Annotated in this window: 16 protein-coding genes; 9 read left to right on the top strand and 7 right to left on the bottom strand. The window is 64.3% G+C overall.

What is annotated here, in order from left to right; genetic code table 11:
• Positions 1-12 precede the first annotated feature (12 nt).
• Together BXE_RS28250 and BXE_RS28245 are read right to left on the bottom strand one after the other, a co-directional pair.
• Positions 13-1,854, bottom strand: coding sequence for an ATP-binding response regulator (locus tag BXE_RS28250; RefSeq protein ID WP_011491542.1), 1,842 nt, complete (start codon positions 1,852-1,854; stop codon positions 13-15).
• Positions 1,824-2,354, bottom strand: a complete 531-nt coding sequence (locus tag BXE_RS28245) for a molybdopterin-dependent oxidoreductase (RefSeq protein WP_011491541.1) — start codon at positions 2,352-2,354, stop codon at positions 1,824-1,826. The genes BXE_RS28250 and BXE_RS28245 overlap by 31 nt, the downstream gene beginning before the upstream one ends.
• A gap of 232 nt (positions 2,355-2,586) precedes the next feature.
• On the opposite strand from BXE_RS28245, the gene BXE_RS28240 reads away from it, so the two are divergent.
• Positions 2,587-3,534: a phosphoribosyltransferase family protein gene (locus BXE_RS28240; protein ID WP_011491540.1), complete on the top strand. Its 948-nt coding sequence runs from the start codon at positions 2,587-2,589 to the stop codon at positions 3,532-3,534.
• Between the two features lie 71 nt (positions 3,535-3,605).
• On the opposite strand, the gene BXE_RS28235 is transcribed toward BXE_RS28240, so the two are convergent.
• Positions 3,606-5,327, bottom strand: coding sequence for an ATP-binding domain-containing protein (locus BXE_RS28235; RefSeq protein ID WP_011491539.1), 1,722 nt, complete (start codon positions 5,325-5,327; stop codon positions 3,606-3,608).
• Between the two features lie 216 nt (positions 5,328-5,543).
• Between BXE_RS28235 and BXE_RS28230 the strand changes: the two genes are divergently transcribed.
• Positions 5,544-6,170, top strand: a complete 627-nt coding sequence (locus BXE_RS28230) for a glutathione S-transferase family protein (protein ID WP_011491538.1) — start codon at positions 5,544-5,546, stop codon at positions 6,168-6,170.
• A 161-nt stretch (positions 6,171-6,331) separates the two neighbouring features.
• Positions 6,332-6,898, top strand: a complete 567-nt coding sequence (locus BXE_RS28225) for a Fur family transcriptional regulator (protein WP_011491537.1) — start codon at positions 6,332-6,334, stop codon at positions 6,896-6,898.
• Between the two features lie 183 nt (positions 6,899-7,081).
• Here the strand turns inward: BXE_RS28225 and BXE_RS28220 are convergent, their stop codons facing one another.
• Both BXE_RS28220 and BXE_RS28215 read right to left on the bottom strand, forming a co-directional pair.
• Complete coding sequence (locus BXE_RS28220; protein ID WP_040124801.1) at positions 7,082-7,594, bottom strand: response regulator; 513 nt, start codon at positions 7,592-7,594, stop codon at positions 7,082-7,084.
• Positions 7,595-8,117: 523 nt separating this feature from the next.
• Positions 8,118-8,930: a TetR/AcrR family transcriptional regulator gene (locus BXE_RS28215; RefSeq protein ID WP_040124803.1), complete on the bottom strand. Its 813-nt coding sequence runs from the start codon at positions 8,928-8,930 to the stop codon at positions 8,118-8,120.
• Between the two features lie 77 nt (positions 8,931-9,007).
• On the opposite strand from BXE_RS28215, the gene BXE_RS28210 reads away from it, so the two are divergent.
• From BXE_RS28210 to BXE_RS28200, 3 genes are all read left to right on the top strand, one after another.
• On the top strand, positions 9,008-10,555 hold the full coding sequence (locus BXE_RS28210) for an MDR family MFS transporter (RefSeq protein WP_040124804.1): 1,548 nt from the start codon (positions 9,008-9,010) through the stop codon (positions 10,553-10,555).
• A gap of 405 nt (positions 10,556-10,960) precedes the next feature.
• Positions 10,961-12,226 (top strand): hypothetical protein, encoded by a 1,266-nt coding sequence (locus BXE_RS28205; protein WP_011491533.1) that lies wholly within the window; start codon positions 10,961-10,963, stop codon positions 12,224-12,226.
• A gap of 205 nt (positions 12,227-12,431) precedes the next feature.
• Positions 12,432-13,505, top strand: coding sequence for a TAXI family TRAP transporter solute-binding subunit (locus BXE_RS28200; protein WP_011491532.1), 1,074 nt, complete (start codon positions 12,432-12,434; stop codon positions 13,503-13,505).
• 44 nt (positions 13,506-13,549) lie between these two features.
• Here the strand turns inward: BXE_RS28200 and BXE_RS28195 are convergent, their stop codons facing one another.
• Together BXE_RS28195 and BXE_RS48065 are read right to left on the bottom strand one after the other, a co-directional pair.
• A complete protein-coding gene (locus tag BXE_RS28195; protein WP_011491531.1) occupies positions 13,550-13,984 on the bottom strand; it encodes a hypothetical protein in 435 nt (144 codons plus the stop codon).
• The gene (locus tag BXE_RS48065; RefSeq protein ID WP_322787396.1) at positions 13,956-14,078 is read right to left on the bottom strand and encodes a hypothetical protein; all 123 of its coding nucleotides are present in this window, start codon (positions 14,076-14,078) and stop codon (positions 13,956-13,958) included. Before BXE_RS48065 ends, BXE_RS28195 begins: the two co-directional genes overlap by 29 nt.
• Before the next feature lie 329 nt (positions 14,079-14,407).
• Between BXE_RS48065 and BXE_RS28190 the strand changes: the two genes are divergently transcribed.
• The 3 genes from BXE_RS28190 (at position 14,408) to ddpX (ending at position 16,910) form a co-directional block, all read left to right on the top strand.
• Complete coding sequence (locus BXE_RS28190; protein ID WP_011491530.1) at positions 14,408-15,295, top strand: DMT family transporter; 888 nt, start codon at positions 14,408-14,410, stop codon at positions 15,293-15,295.
• Positions 15,296-15,417: 122 nt separating this feature from the next.
• Positions 15,418-16,314: a sap1 transcriptional regulator SapR gene (sapR, locus tag BXE_RS28185; protein ID WP_011491529.1), complete on the top strand. Its 897-nt coding sequence runs from the start codon at positions 15,418-15,420 to the stop codon at positions 16,312-16,314.
• A gap of 32 nt (positions 16,315-16,346) precedes the next feature.
• Positions 16,347-16,910: a D-alanyl-D-alanine dipeptidase gene (gene ddpX, locus BXE_RS28180; RefSeq protein ID WP_011491528.1), complete on the top strand. Its 564-nt coding sequence runs from the start codon at positions 16,347-16,349 to the stop codon at positions 16,908-16,910.
• Positions 16,911-16,921: the final 11 nt, after the last annotated feature.

Genomic DNA, 16,921 nt, shown 5'->3' with positions numbered 1-16,921 from the left:
GTCTGCTTCGCATCACACCGTATGCGGCGAAGCCAGAGCCCGCTGCAACGCGCTGCGGAGTTCCTCGTAATGCACCGGCTTCAATAACGCATCGAAGAACGGCTGCTGCGAGCCGGCGCCATCCTCCGTTCCCTCGTCCGGCGCGTACGCGCTGACCACGATCACCGGCACGCCCGCGGACGGCCCGCCGCGCGCGGCGAAGTCCGCGAGAAACGTATAGCCGTCGCGCCCGGGCATATGCAGATCGAGCAGCACCACGTCGCAGCGGCGCGCGTCGAGCCAGGCGAGCGCGTCGTCGGCATTGGCGACGGTGTGCGCATCGAAATCCATGTACGCGACCATTTCGCCGAGCGACTCGCGAATCAGGCGGTTGTCGTCGACGATCAGCACGCACGGACGCGCACCGCGAGGCTCGGTGCGCGCCGCCACGTCCGGCGGCTGCCTGGCGGCGACCGGCGTGACCGGAATCGTGACGGTGAACGTCGTGCCCTCACCCACCTTGCTCGCCACCTCGACGGTGCCGCCGAACAGCTTGACGAGCCCCTGCACGATCGTCAGCCCCATCCCCGCGCCTTCGAAGCGGCGCGTGCGCGACGAGTCCAACTGCGTGAACTCCTGGAAGATGAGCGGAATCTGCGCATGCGGCACGCCCGGCCCCGTGTCGCTGACCACGAAGACCAGCAGCGCCGGCTGCTGCCGCAACAGCACCCGCACGGTGCCGGTCTCGGTGTAGCGGATCGCGTTGGTCACGAGGTTATTGACGATCTGCCGGATCCGGTGCGGATCGGAATCGACCAGGCCGTGCGCGCCGCTCGCCTCGCTTTCGAGCCGCAGACCGCGCGCGGCAGCGGACATTGCGTGTTCATCGACGATCGACGCCAGCAGCTCGCGCGGCTCGAAATGCTCATGACGCAATTCGAGCTTGCCGGCACCGAGGCGCGCGTAGTCGGTCAGGTCCTTCATCTGCGCTTCCAGATGCCGCGCCGCGGTGTCGAGCCGCTGGATCACCTTGCGGTCCGCCTCGGAGTGATAGTTGAAGCCCAGCAATTCGATCGACGACACGATGGCATGCAACGGCGTGCGCAGTTCGTGACTGATCATGCCGAGAAACGCGTCCTTGGCGTGACTGGCCTCGCGCGCCGCGCGGCTCGCCTGGTGCTCGGCTTCGAGCGCCGCGTGCTGCTGGCGCATCAAACGCGTGCGGCGCCGCCCGTTCAACACGAGCAGCAGCGTCGCCGCCGCCGATAGCAACAGCAGCAACAGGCCGCCGGCGAACAGCATGCGGCGCTTGTCGATGAAATCGCGGTTCATCGCTTCACGGTCGGCGACGTCGGTAAGGCGCCGGCTCAACGCGAGATCGTTGACCTCGTTCCAGTGCTCGCGCAGTTGCGCGACGATCTGATTGGCCTCGCCGCGGTCTTTCGGCAACGCATCGACTTCAGGTGCGATACCGCTGAGCAGCCGGTCGAGCGAATGAATTTCGTCCAGTTGTCTTTGCAGCAGCGAGAGCTGCGTGGTCAACCGGCGCGTCGAGCCCGCCATCACGTGGAGTTTCGATTGCAGCAACTGGTAACGCAGCATCAGCCGCGCATAGTCGTCGTCGACGCCCGACTGATACAGCAGCAGCTGATTCTCGAAGCGCGCGTAGGCGATCTGCAACTGCGCGGCGTCCCAGTAGAAGCCGTCGTAAGAACCGGTCAACTGCTCGGTGGCGCGCGTGTTGAGCAGATTCGCGTACAACAGGTAGCCGATCGCGCCGGCCGGCGCCGCCAGCGCGGTCAGCCAGATCAGCACGTAGAGGACACGGCGCCACGGACGGCGCGCTATTTGACGATGAGGGCCTTGATCTGCCATACGAATTTCGAATCGCCCGAGGCGCCCTTGAGTTCATCGGGGAACGCATCGCGCGGGTAGATGAGGAACAGCGGCCCGAAGTCGCTGATCTTCAGACGCCGGCCGTTCATGCTGTATGCGACGATCACGCCATAACGATCGCAGTCCGACACCGGAATGGTGTAGGTGTAGTCGTCGAGCGAGTGGATTTCGATCTGGCTGCCAGACGCACCAACCGTCTTCAGAATATCCGCCAGCAGCGGTCCTGTGAAGGTGGAACGCGGCGTCCAGGTGGTCGCGGTCGTGATCGTATGGACCGGCAGTGCGAGCAGTTGAGCCTCGGTGAAATGGTACGTCTGGTGCGACGCATCGGTAGTCTTGCCGATCTTGCCGCGCACGTCGAGCGATAAAGGCAGAGGATCCGGCTGGGCCTGCGCGCTCCATGCGGCCAGTGAGAGAACGAGGCCCGCGGCCCAGATCGCACGTTTCCTGCCATTCACCGCTGCGGTCAACTTGGTCATCTGCTTTTTTATTCCGTTGTCTATCCTGCTGCCGGTGGCCGGACAGTCTCCGGTCCGATCTGTTGCCGCGCCCGCCACCCGTTGCCCCAGACGCGCGATCTTTGAACCGCATGCATAATATCGCCAAAATTCACTGTCTCAAAAACGAGGAGCCGCGGCCGCGCGAGCACCGCAAGCTGCGCCCGCGCCAGAGAAACTCGCCTCACACGCGCCACGCGCCGCCCTACGAGTCATGAACAAGCCGGTTTTGCCCCTGACGTACGAACAGCTCGATCACTGGATCGAGTCGCTGCAACCCGCCTTGCTGGCCGAGCGTTTCACGATGGCGATCGGCATTCTGCGCGGCGGCGCGCCGCTCGCGCTGATGGTGTCGCACGCCGTCGGCACGCCGGTCGCGTTCCTGCGCTACGACCGCGCGGCGCGCACGGTTGCATGGGATTCGACGCTGCCGATCCCGCCCTCGGGCTCGGTCGTGCTGCTGTGCGAGGACATCGCGGGGCGCGGTTTTACGCTGACGGATTGCATCGCGTTTCTTCAGCGGCAGGGCCTCGTGGTCAGGACGCTGACCGGCGCCGTGGACGACCTGAGCCGCACGCAACCGGACTACGCGATCGACGCGCGCGGCTACTTCGCCCTGTTTCCGTGGGAGCGCCAGGCCTACACCGAGCGTTATCGCGAAGACTGGGCGCGCGTCGAAGCCGGCGAGGCGCCCGCGATGGCGGACGATCACGAATACGCCACCTATGCGATCGACCTCGACGGCATTCTGCTGCCCGACGTCCCGCTCGCCCGCTATGACGAAGATCTGGCCGCCGCGCTCGCCGAGCGCGATGCCCTGCTGCCGTTCGACGTGCTGCCCGGCATCGACCTGCAGCGGGTCCGGACGATCATCACCGGCCGACCGGAAGTGGATCGCGCGCGCACCGAGGCGTGGCTCGCACGGCACGGCTTCGGCCATCTGCAGCTGACGATGCGCACGCCCGACACGCACGATGAAAGCCCAGCCGGCAGCGCCGCTCACAAGGCCACGGCCGCATTGCGCGGCGGTGTCACGCATTTCATCGAGAGCGATCCGGTGCAGGCGCTGCTGATCGCTCAGCAGGCACCGCTGTTGCGCGTGATCTGGTGGGACGCGCACACGCAAACCGGCATGCTGGTGGGCGCGCGCGCGTGGGTTTGAGCAGGACCGAGCGGTCTGTGTGACCGACTGGCACGGGCGTGCCGAGCGTCCGGGCCGGACCTGAGCGGCCCCTAAGCTTCCCGCCCGTCTTTCGCTTCCCTCGCCTCCTTGCCGCCGCGCAAATGCAGATGCCGCGCGGCCCGCTGCGACGCCACGACGATCAGCTTTATCGTCGCGCGCGTGGCACCGACGAACAGTTTGCGCGCGATGCGTTCGTCGAAGTTCTCGAAGTCGACCTCGGTTAAAATCACGCACGGCGCGGCTTGCCCCTTGAAGCGGTAGATCGACTCGAACAGCACGTCCCCTTCGCGGTACTCCGGGTTGCCGAACATATCGTACTTGCCCGTGAAACTGCGCAGCCGATGCGGCCCGAGGTGATCCAGCGCGGTCATCGCCGAGCCTTCGCGGCCGCGAAACGACAGCACGACGATGTCCTGCTTGCGAAAGCCGAGCGAGAGCGCCTGGGTGATCGCGCGCTTGGTCGCCTCGATGCTGCCCTCGGCTGCATTGGCCTCGTCGTACACGGAGAGCGAAATATCGGAGCCGTCGAACGGACTGCCTGAGGCGAGCGCCGCGGCGACCGGCACCGAGGCGCCGACCACGTCGCGCACATAATCGAGAATGTCGCGCGGGCTGCGATAGTTCGTGGTCTCCTTCAGCGTGGTCCAACCGGGCAGCGCGACCGGTTCACGCATATACAGATTCTGTAGCGGGTCTTCGAGCCACCACCACGCGGCGCCTGGGCGCAACAGGCGCTCGAGTGCGGTGACCCACGGCTGCTGGAAATCCTGGCCTTCGTCCACGATCAGCACGTCGAATTGCCAGCGCGGGCCGATCGGCGTTTCGGCGAAAATCGTTTCGAGCTGATCGAACGCCGCGAGGGAAGTCCCGTTGGGCGACACGCCGCCCGCCTGGAAATCCGGCTCGCGGCCCGCATCACGCGCAATCCAGTCGCATAGCTGGTGATAGTTCGCCACCTTCGCTTCGGGCGGCGCGACCCGGGCTATGTGGTCCGCCAGCGGCCGGTTGAAGCACACGTATAACGGCCGCTGGCCGCGCGCCACCGCGTCTTTCATGACCTGCACGGCGAGTTGCGTCTTGCCGGAGCCTGCCGTGCCGACCACCCGCAGCCGGAACGGCGAGAACTCGAGCCGCCTCGCCCACGTCGCGAGACCGCCCGCCAGACGCGTAACGAGTGTGCCCGCCTGCCCGAGCAGCGCGCTGGCGTCGGGCGTGAGCGCCAGTTCGTCGGCGAAAAAGTGATGGATTTTCGGCGCGCTGGCAAGGCGCGGCTCATCGGCCGGCAAGGCTTCGCGGATGACCGCCGCGAGCCTGTCCTTGCGCGTCGCGTCGACGATCCGGGCGGGATTCACGCCGGCAATCGCCGCGTCCTTGACGATGTGATCGGGGCAATACAGCAGTTCCTCGATGAAATACGTGCCCGCGCCGAATGCCGCGGTAAAGCGCCGGTGCAGACTTTCGACGGTGTGCGCAAGCGCGATCGCCACGTTGCGCTCGGTCTGCAGATGAACCTTGACCAGTCCTTTCGGCGTTTCGCGCAGGAAGCCGGTTTTCTGTTCGACGATCATCACGCGCCCGGCCGGGCTGACGATCACGAAATCCGCTTCGCCGAACACCGAGAAGTTCTGGCTCAGACGTGTCCAGTGCACGCCGTGATAGACGGTGTAGCCCTCGGGAAGCGCTTCTTCCAGCAACGCCAGCGTTTCGCGCTCGCGGGCCGCCGCGCCGGTGGCGGCGAGGCTCTTCCAGTCGTCGGGAACAATGCGGGCCATGCGTGCCTCGTCGTATTCGGATGGGCTCATTGTACGCAACGCGCGCATATTGCCGGATGCCTGTAGCGGCGGCGCTTTCAGACGTGCCGCCCGGCATGTTCGCGGTGGCCGGCTGTCGCCCGGCGGCGCCCAAAATCGCACGCATCGTGTATCGTTACCGGCTGAACGCCGCGCGCCGGGCGCGGCTTGCCAACTGTCAGGAAAAGGATTTACCGGATGATTACGATCTGGGGACGCACCAATTCGGTCAACGTCCAGAAAGTGTTGTGGTGCTGCGACGAGCTGGTGCTGCCGTATGAACGGATCGACGCCGGCCTGCAATTCGGCCGCAACGACGAACCCGCCTATCTGGCGATGAACCCGACCGGCAAGATTCCGACGCTGGTCGACGACGACTTCGTGCTGTGGGAATCGAACTCGATTTTGCGCTATCTGGTGCTGAACTACGGCGAAAGCAGTCTGCTGTATCCGTCTGAACCGAAAGCGCGTGCCAGCATCGACCGCTGGCTCGACTGGTCGTTGTCCACGCTGCAACCCGCCGAGCGTCCCGTGTTCTGGGCGCTCGTGCGCACGCCCGCCGCCGCGCGCGACACCGCGAAGCTGGCCAGCGACTTCGACGCCGTCGCCCTGCTGTGGCGCATGCTGGACTCGCATCTGCAAGGGCGCTTCTTTCTCGAAGGCGAGAAGTTCACGCTGGCCGACATCGTGATCGGCGCCTACGCGAAACGCTGGTTCGGCGTGGAGGGCGTCGAGCGGCCGCCGCTGCCGAATCTGGAGCGCTGGTATTCGCGCATTGCAACGCGTACGGGGTTCAAGAAGTATGTGGACTTTCCGCTGACCTGAACTAGCGGGTTCGAGCCATCGGGCTACGTGTGGCCAAAGCGCCGGCCACCCGCCTTGCTGCTGCCTTTGCGCCCGCTTTTTTGCGCGGCGCCGTGGCCCCGCGGCGAGCGAGCGCACAGCGCGCCGGCACGGCGTGGCACGATGGCCTTTATAATCGTCGCATGAAGACCGCCAAGCCCGCCGCGACCACCGCCAAAGCCACCTCCGTTCACTCGCATGAGCCGGGGCACGCGCACGGTGATTCGCAGGAAGCCGCCCTGACACTCGCGGAAGAATATTGCCGCGAACGCGGCGAAAAACTCACGCCCATCCGCCGTAAGGTGCTCGAATTGCTGCTGAATTCCGGGCGCGCCACCAAAGCCTATTCGCTGCTCGACGAGATGCGCCAGATCCATCCCGGTTCGGCGCCGCCCACCGTTTATCGCGCGCTGGACTTTCTGCTCTCGGCAGGCCTCGTGCACCGGATCGAATCGATCAATGCGTTCACCGTCTGCCACGATCTGACGCAATGTCAGCATGGCATCCTGGTGGTCTGCCAGCAGTGCGGCAACGTCACCGAATTGCACCAGCCCAAGCTGCGCCAGGCGCTCGTCACACAAATCGAAGACGCGGGCTACCGGCTCGCGAGCGACGAAATCGAATTGAAGGGATTGTGCTCCGCGTGTCAGGCGGCAGAAGCGGCGGCGGCGGGCAAGGATGCGGCGCAGCGTGTTGCTGCGGTTAAATAGAACGCGGCTGGCTGCGCAATCAGTCGGGTTCGTGGAACGCACCGGAACCGGTTCGTCGCAGAGCCAGACAGGCGGAGTGCAAATGCTCCGCTTTCCGGCAGGAACGCGACTACAACGGTGGCACCGCTACACGCAATTTACCAACTGCGCATCAACCACGGCGGTGACACCGCCCCGCTCTATTCAGCCCGCGGCGCGGGCGTCGATCGCGTCGTGCAGAAGCGTCACGAGGTCTTCGGGCAACGCCGGTTTAGTCATGAAGTGCTGGAAGCCTTCGCCGATACTTCGTAAGCGATAAGCTTCGTCCGTATGGCCAGTCAGCGCGACGGCTACCGATGGCGCGTGGTCGCCACGAATCTCGTGGTCGCGCAGGCGCTGGATCAGGTAGAAACCGTCCATAGCGGGCAATTCGAGGTCGCATACCACGGCGTCGGGTAACAACCGCAGCGCCGCCTCCACGCCCTCTTCCGCATCCGCCACCGCGACGACATGCGCGCCTTCTGCTTCGAGTAACAAGGTCAGCGATTCCCGGCTGTCCGGGTCGTCTTCTACGAGCACGATCGTGGCCTGATCGAGTCTCAATGCTGCAGTCATTTTCTGTTGTTGCTCTAAAAAACCGGTTAGGCCGTCAGACGTGGCCAACGTTTCACTCTGCTGTTTGCCGCCCATTTGCGCGGCTGCGATATTGCTGTTCATGGTCCGACTCGATTTCATGCGCCGAGTTGCAACAAGGCTCACGATTGTAAAACATGGCCCAAGCGCCAACGCGTGCGCACCGTAACGCGCCAAAATTGCACGCCGATGAAAAACCGGCCTCCGCCGTCACAATCACGGCTTGCCGAGGCCGACTCCCGATCCGCCGCGACAGCTCGTGCAAACCCCATTTGGCACGGTCTTTCCCGCCCGGCGTCTCATTCACATTCCTGTTCGTTACGATGCCGGCGGGGTTGCGTCATGCCGCCTGCATTCACGTCCAACCCACCAGTAGCATGTGGCGTGCCTCGTGGGCGTCGGCTTCGGGCGGGACCGGTTGCGCGGGATACCTGGTTGTCGCCCGGTACTTGCGCGTCGACCGATACGACGAAAGCGGCTTACGAAGTGTGGGAGCGGAGACGGCGAAACGACTGCGGGTCGTGTCGACGGGCTATCACGCTTTGCGTCACATCCGCGGGTTCCGCGAAAGATGAGTGATGAGCGGCAAGCGGCAGGTGACAGACGGTCAGTCCGCTTTCTTCGGACCGATCCCCTGCACCAGCAAGGCCACTGCATGCCGGGCGATCTGCTCGCCGCCGATATTGCGGCGCATGGGATCGTTGCACCACAATTTGGACGTGGCCAGCGGCAAAATCGTCAGCCCCAACAACGTAACGAAGACGAGCGCCGGCTCCAACCCCGCATTCAGCCGCCCCTCCTTCTGCCAGCGTGCAATGGCCGACAGCGACGCCTTCTGATGCGCGTCGCCGAAACGTTCGTGCATACGCTGACGCAACAGGCCGCCGTCGCTGATGACTTCGCGCACCCACAGCGACGGAAACCACGGATGGTCGGTAGCCACCTGCACCAGCCGCTGCGTGAGCTGCGTGATCGCCGCGACGGGATCGTCGGGATTCTCCTGGAACGGCACGCCTAAACCGGCGCGCAACGGCGCGAACCGCTCGTCGATCAACACGTCGAGCAACTGATCGCGGGTCTTGAAGTAGTAATGCATCATTGCCGGCGTGAAACCCGCCTCGCGGGCGATCTCTCCGAGCGTGGTGTCGACAATGCCCTGCCGCGCGAACAGTACGAGCGCCGCGTCGAGCAGACGGTTGCGCTGATCGGGTCCGCGAGCGGCGCCCGAAGGCCGGCCCGGCCGACGTGCCGGCGCGGCTGCCTGGAGACTCGCCAGTGCGGCTGCCTGCGACCCTGCCTGCGACCCTGCCTGCGTTTCAGCAGACCGCCTCAGCGCTGCCTGCGGCCTGCGCCCCTTCACGACAGCGGCGTGTTTCGCCGCGCTTTTCACCGCTCGACCGCCGGACGGAATTCTTGCCATTGCATTGGATTTGACTGGTGACGCGATGTCGCATATATTAATCTTTAAATTAATTAATTTCAATGCCAGCCCCCGCTATGGATCAATCGACCACGACTCAACCTGCCGAGCTGACGCAGCGCGAGGTGCAGGACAGCCCGCAAGGCGGCACGCAGGCCGGCGATCATCCGCCGATCCGCCTGCTGTTCCCGGCGCTGCTGCTGGTGATGCTGCTCGCCGCGCTCGACCAGACCATCGTCTCGACCGCGCTGCCGACCATCGTCGGCGAACTGGGCGGGCTCAACAACCTGTCATGGGTGGTGACCGCGTACCTGCTCAGCTCGACCATCGTCGTGCCGCTGTACGGCAAGTTCGGCGATCTGTTCGGCCGCAAGATCGTGCTGCAGACGGCGATCATCGTGTTCCTCGTGGGCTCCGCGTTGTGCGGCGTCGCGCAGGACATGACGCAGCTCATCGTGCTGCGCGCGTTGCAGGGTCTCGGCGGCGGCGGCTTGCTGGTGGTCACGATGGCCGCCATCGCGGACGTGATTCCGCCGGCTGAACGCGGCCGCTATCAGGGCGTGTTCGGCGGCGTGTTCGGTCTCGCGACCGTGGTCGGCCCATTGCTCGGCGGCTTTCTCGTCGAACATCTGACGTGGCGCTGGATTTTCTACATCAATCTGCCGCTCGGCATCGTCTCGCTCGTCGTGATCGGCGCGGTGTTCAAGCCGCACGTTCGCCACGTGAAGCACACCATCGACTACATGGGCGCCGCATTTCTCGCCGGCGCCCTCACCTGCATCATCCTGTTCACGAGCCAGGGCGGCACGATCCTGCCGTGGTCGTCGGCGCAATTGTGGTTCACGCTGGGCATGGGGCTGGTGGCGATCTGGGGCTTCATTCACGAGGAACGCAGCGCGGTCGAACCGATCATGCCGCTGGAACTCTTCAGGCAACGCACGTTTTTGCTGAGCAGTCTGATCGGCTTCATCATCGGCGTGTCGCTGTTCGGCTCGGTGACGTTCCTGCCGTTGTATCTGCAGGTCGTCAAAGGCTCCACGCCATCGCAAGCCGGCATGCAGATGCTGCCGATGATGGGCGGCCTGTTCGTCATGTCGATGGTGACCGGCCGCGTGATCAGCAAGATCGGCAAATATCGCATGTTCCCGATCGCCGGAACCCTGCTCGTGGCAGTCGCGATGCTGATGCTTGCGCGCCTGCAGATCAGTACGCCGATTCATGTGATGTATATCGACATGGGCATTCTCGGCTGCGGGCTCGGCATGGTGATGCAGGTGCTGATTCTCGCCGTACAGAACACCGTCGAGTTCAGGCATATGGGCGTGGCAACTTCAGGCGCGACACTGTTCCGTTCGATCGGCGGCTCGATCGGCGTGGCGGGCTTCGGCGCCGTGTTCTCGAACGGTCTCGCCGCGCGTCTGGAAAAGCTGATCCCGCCGGATACGGAATTGCCGCACGCGCTTGGGCCCGCCGCGATCCATCAGTTGCCGCAAGCATTGCGCGACGATTATCTGCAAGCGTTCGCGGGTGCATTGCACACCGTTTATCTTTCGGCTGCATGCGTGGTGGTACTGGCGTTCGCGCTCGCATGGCTGCTGAAGGATCATCCGCTGCGCAAGCATTGACGATTGCGCCGCTTGCTTCGAGCGCTTCTTGCAAGCGCTTAATGACGACGGGCACGATGAGGGACGATGAGGGACTACGGGGTCGAGCGCCATGCGCGCCGACCCCGTTCTGTTTTTAGCGCCGCTCGAATGGCGTGAAAAAACTTTCTCCCCCGTTCGTTCTGCCGACATAGAGACCATTTCGTCGTACCTCCAAATGTTCGCTAGCGCACATAAGATAGGTAGCAACGTCGATTGACGTTCTCACTGAAACGCCACATATTGCGAGCAGCGGCACCGTAAGCGCGGGCTTGCCGCTCAGGACTCTCCGGCGCATGTGGATCGTGATTCCGCGGACATTGCTCCCGCTTCAACATGATCCGGAACATGCCGTAATGGCATTGTTTTCCCAAGGTGGGTCACAGCATGTCCACCCAGACACTGATCGGCCACAGCTTTCCGACGCCCTGCAAACGGTGTGGCGGGGCACTGTACAGGCAAGTCGACTATTGCCCGTATTGCGGCGCGGTGCATCCGCTCGACGCGGGTCCACACAAGCGTACCGTGATTCCGGGCAGCCGCGCGAGCGCCACGGGTAAAGCGGCGCAGAAGACCAGTCCCGACCCGGTGATACCGGACGAAGGCGGCCTCGCAATGCGTGCCGCGGATACCGGTGACCATGCCTCCGCCAAGGCCGCGCTGCCGGCATCGGCACTTATTTCGCCGGATACGCCGGTCCCGCCTCTCCCGGCGCTGCCTCGTGCGGCGGGTCGCGGCGCGATGTCGATTCGTAAGGTGCTCTTCGGCATCGGCGCGGTTGTCGTAATCGGCCTGGCGTATGTCGGATATGCGCTATTCAGCGACAATGAATTTTCGGGTGGAAATAGCGGCCAGTCCAACGACACCGAAACTACTCAGGACGCCAGAACGACTACCGGCACGATCGCACCATACACGCCGGCCCAGTCTGCGAATCAGGCTACCGTCGCGGGCAAATCCGCCCTATCGGTCACGCCGGCCCGGCCGGCGCAGGTGATACCGCCAACGCCTGTCGCACCGGCTGTCACAGCAGCGCCCGTCAAACCCGCGGCGCCCAGATTCAGCGATGCGGCGCAAGCGTTGCAATCAGCACGCCTCGCCTTGCGCGCCAACGATCTCTCTTCGGCACAAGCCGCGCTCGGCGCCGCGCAGGCGCTGCAACCGGGCAGATCCGACGCGCAGGACCTGGCGGGAGAGTTGAAGCCGCTGATTACGCGCCGCGACGCCGCGTTGCTGGCAGCACAAACTTGCGCGTCGCAGCAGTCGTGGCCTTGCGCGCGCCAGCACGCCAACGAAGCGCTCGCGATCGACACCGGCAATGAAACGGCGAAGTCCATTCTGGAACGCGTGATTCGCGAGACCGGCTGGGCGCCGCTCAACCCGCACGCCGCGGCGGGCACGCAGCCGCAAGTCAAACCGTCTGCGCAAGCGCAAGCCGCGCCGCCTTCGCAGCAGGTGGTTCAGTTGCAAACACCGCTTCCTCAAGGCATGCCGGCGAACAACGCAGTTGTCGTAGCCGCGCCGCGCCCCGCCGCCGCGACGGCCGACAACAATGGCGTCGATGCACGCCTGCGCGCCATCAAGGATTCCGGCTGGAACCGCGCGTCCGCGAATGCCGCCAGGCCTTCCGCGGGCGCTGCTGCCACGCAGTGAAATATATTCCGGATACCGAATCATATGGGCACGTCTTCCGTAAATCGCACATATAAACGCACGCATTAGCACAGGCGGTTTGATAGGTAACAGACGGACACGGCAGTTGCGGCACATAGAACATGACATGGCACACCGGCTCACCGGTGCTTCGCGCGCGTCGACGCGCGAAGCTATATGAACCTGACCGAAAGGTAGATAGACCATGCTGAAGAGACTTCTGGCGGGATGGCTGGGGCTGGCGCTGATGGTCGTATCTTCGCTGGCTTGCGCGGAGCCGGCGCATTACAAGATCGTCACCGGTCCGGAACGGGGCACGTATATCCAGATCGGCCAGGATCTGTCGAAATGGGTTGCGCAGCCGGTGGGCATCGACCTGGAAGTGATGGCGTCGAAGGGCTCGGCCGAAAACGTGCAACGCATGCGCTTCGAGCCGGGCGTGAAGCTCGCGCTGGTGCAATCCGACGTGTATCAGGCTTACATCGACATGGCCAACGCCGGCAATGCCGATGCGGGCACGGCGATCCGGCCGCTACGGCTCATCATGCCGCTCTATGACGAGGAAATTAACGTCGTGGTGCGCGCGGACTCGCCGCTAAAAACGTTCGCCGACATCAAGGACAAAAGCATCAGCGTCGGACTGATCGGCAGCGGCACCGCGCAGTCAGCCACGACGCTCTACCACCTGATGTTCGGCCAGGCCATTCCCGAGCAGAACATCCAGCATCTGAGCAACGAGGACGCGCTGGCCGCGTTGATCGTCAAGAAGGTGGACGTCGCGATCATCGTGGTCGGCCAGCCGGCGAAACTGTTCAACGACATGAACCCCGAGCTGCTGCAACAGATCCGCCTGCTGAAAGTCGACCCGGCCGCGCCCGAAACCGCCCGCGCCAAACAGACCTATTTTCCCGCGACGATCCGCGCCACCAGCTATCCTAACTGGCTGAAGGAAGACGTTCCCACGCTGACCGTCAAGGCCTTTCTCGTCACCTACGATTACGGTCTGCGCGACACCGTCGGCAATCTGAATCACTTTGCCGATTCGCTGTGCGCCAACTTCGACAATCTGCAGGAGCACGGACATCCGAAGTGGAAGCAGGTGAAGCTGGAGTTGCCGACTCTCGTGCGCGGATGGAAATACTATGCGCCGGTCGAAAAGCATCTGCGTGCGTGCCTTGCGAACAAGAGCGCCGCGATCAGCGCCACGGCGGCCCAGGCCGCGCCGAAACCACGCTCGACGTGCTCGGACCAGGAGCGCCTGCTTCTGCTCTGCAAGTAGGTTGCGGCCAGACGCACGTCCCGCGCGCGCCGGACAGCGATGAACTATCCGGCAACGTGACCCGTCGGCTTCGGCGGGATTGGGCCGAAGAACATCGCCATGAATTTGTCGCGGCCGATCACGCGAACCAGTTCGGCAACCACGCAATAGATCGCGATCAGCGTCACCAGCAGAATCTGGATAGCCCAGAAATGCGCCCAGTTGAGATTGGCGAGCAGCATGCGGTTGGCGGCGGCGAGACTCGGCGCCTCCTTCCAGTATTCGTAGAGATGTTCCAGGTAGTGCACGACCAGAGCCACCAGCGTATAGATCGCCGTTTTCCAGCCGATATTCCAGATCAGCGGTTTCTCGGGAAAGCGGTTGATGAACGGCAGCAGGTTGGCGATCAACACCGATTTACCGAGAATCAGCGCGGCGATAGTCACGGAGACCGAGGTCGGCAACGTGACGTCATAGCCGCGGGAAATCAGCGCGCGCATGATGCGCGACAATGTGGAGAATGACGAGGAAGTAGAGGGTCGGCGGAATCATCTCCATGAATTCATGCTTGATTCTGGCGGTCAGATTGCTCATGTTCGTCTCCTCATCACGTGCTCGACCCAATCCCTTGAACCCACAAGTTCATGATAGACGTTCATGACGCGGCCCGGCGGTGATGGATATCGTGCCGGTTGCCACGGCGGTGTCGCGCCGCTATCCGCGATTGGCACTGCGTTGCCCGGAACCGCTGACCGATATGCACGCTGCGTTGTGATCCCGCAGCGGCAATGGGCAGCCGCGTAACGCGCTGTACCGCTCCATTCCTCGATACAGTTTGGACGGTTTGCACCGATCCGTACCTTACTGTCCACGGCCGGATAGCCGATGCTATGCGCTCTCTCCTCACGCATGGACTCTCCCGCATGGACAAGACAACCAACGGCTGGCTGAGCGGCCTCATAGGGGTGTTGATTTTCAGCGGCTCGCTGCCGGCCACGCGCATTGCCGTGGGCGGCCTCGACCCGCTATTCCTGACGGTGGCCCGCGCGACTATTGCCGGCACGCTCGGCCTGTTGCTGCTGCTCGTGTTCCGCCAGGCGCGCCCCGCGCGCCGCGACCTGATTCCGCTCGTCGTGGTCGCACTCGGCGTGGTGGTCGGCTTTCCGCTCCTGACGGCGCTGGCGCTGCGGCACGTGAGCTCGGCGCACGCCGTGGTGTTCGTCGGCCTCCTGCCGCTCGCCACGGCGATCTTCGGCGTGCTGCGCGGCGGCGAGCGTCCGCAGCCGGCGTTCTGGCTGTTCTCGGCGCTCGGCAGCGGCGCGGTGGTGGCTTTCGCCTTGCGTCACGAGCTCGACGCATCGCCGGTTGGCGACGCGCTGATGCTGGCCGCCATCGTCGCATGCGGGCTGGGCTATGCCGAAGGCGCGCGCCTGTCGCGCCACCTCGGCGGCTGGCAGGTGATTTCGTGGGCGCTCGTGCTGTCGCTGCCGCTCATGCTTCCGCTCGCCGTGTGGGCACGGCCCGCCTCGTTTGACGGTGTCAGTCACGCGGCGCTCTGGGGCCTCGCCTATGTGTCGCTCTTCAGCATGCTGATCGGTTTCGTGTTCTGGTATCGCGGCCTCGCGCTCGGCGGCATTGCGGGCGTCGGGCAGTTGCAGTTGCTGCAGCCGTTCTTCGGCCTGCTGCTCGCCGGGCTGCTCCTGCACGAACAGGTGCCGCCCGCGATGATTCTCGTCACCGTCGTGGTCGTGGCCTGCGTGGCGGGCGCACGGCGCTTTTCCCGTGCGGCGCCGGCGCGGCCGGCTGCCTGACGCGCGCGCTGCGCGCGGCACGCACGCGCTTCAGCCATCTTTCACACGCTCGCGGCGCGGGCGGCCGGTTGAATATGTCATCATCCCGATGATCGACCAACCACTGCCCGCCCGCGACTACGATGCCGACCGCTTTTGCTCAAACCGTCGAAGCCCGCTTTGCCGAACTCACGCCCACCTCCAAGCGCGTCGCCAGCTATATGCTGGCCAACCTCGACCGGCTCGGCCTCGAAACCGCCGATCAGATCGCACAGCAAACGGGCACGAGCGGCATTTCGGTCGGCCGGTTCCTGCGCAGCATCGGCTATCAGAATCTCGACGACCTGAAGCGCGAGTTGCGCGGCACGCAGGAGCGCCCCTGGCTGATCACCGACCGGCTCGACGCGTTCCGCCGCAGCGCCGGCCAGCACGACGAAGCCGCGCCGGATGCAGGTTCGCCCGCAGCGCCCAACCCCGCGCTGGCCCGTTCGCTCGAACTCGAGCTCGGTGCGATCCAGCATGTCTACCAGCTCGCGCAATCGCCGGCATTCGCGCGCGTGGCCGAGCGCATCGCCAACGCGGATGCCGTCTACATTCTCGGCATTCAGTCCACGCGCGGCATCAGCAACGCGTTCTACAGCTACCTCGAATACATCCGCCCGCGCGTGTTCTATTCGGACGGCATGTCGGGCTCGTACGTCGATTCGCTGAACTCGGGATTCGAAGCGCCGTATCTGATCGTCACCGACACGCGCGCCTATTCGAAGGTCGCACGCCGCTATTGCGAGGCCGCCACGCGCCGCGGCCTGCCCTTTGCGCTCATCACCGATATTTATTGTCCGTGGGCGCGCGAATTCGACGGCGATCTGCTGCAGGTCAAGACCGACGTCGGCCAGTTCTGGGATTCGCTCGCGCCGCTCACCTGTCTCTTCAATCTGCTGATTTCGGCGATCGTCGAAAAGCTCGGGACGGATCTCGACGATCGCGTGGCCCGCAACCGCGAACTGCAAAGCGAATTCGATCAGTTCGACGACCTCTGACGCACTCCTCTCTCTTCGTTCCTCTTCGTCACATGACCGACCATCGACTCATCGAGATCACACACGCCACGCACGGCGTCGACATCGACCTCGTCTATGCCACGGCGCGCAATCTCACCGGCAAACCGATCTACCGGGCCGCGCATTGTCTTCTGCTCGAACCGGCGGAGGTGGCGTTGCGCCGCGCGGTGGAACTGGCGCGACAGATCGGCACGACGCTGCGCATTTTCGACGCGTACCGGCCGCCGCAAGCGCAGCAGGTGCTGTGGGATTTTCTGCCCGACCCGACTTACGTGGCGGATCTGAAACGCGGCTCGAACCATAGTCGTGGAACGGCGCTCGACCTGACACTGCTCGACGCGCACGGCGAGGAACTCGACATGGGCACCGGCTTCGACGCCATGACGATCGAATCGGAGCACTTTCATCCCGGTCTGCGAGCAGATGTGCAGCGCAATCGCATGTTGTTGCTGGGCGTGATGCATGGCGCGGGCTTCACGCACATCAAAAGCGAATGGTGGCACTACGAGTTGCCCGGTTCGCACGCATTGCCGCTGATCGACAACAACGCAAGCGGACCGCTGCGGCTGATGTGATCGATCGGCCG

Origin of the sequence: Paraburkholderia xenovorans LB400 (genome assembly GCF_000013645.1) — a bacterium.
In the GTDB taxonomy this organism is placed as follows: domain Bacteria; phylum Pseudomonadota; class Gammaproteobacteria; order Burkholderiales; family Burkholderiaceae; genus Paraburkholderia; species Paraburkholderia xenovorans.
Note: the sequence above shows the minus strand (reverse complement) of the source record. Positions and strands in the feature narration are given on the sequence as shown.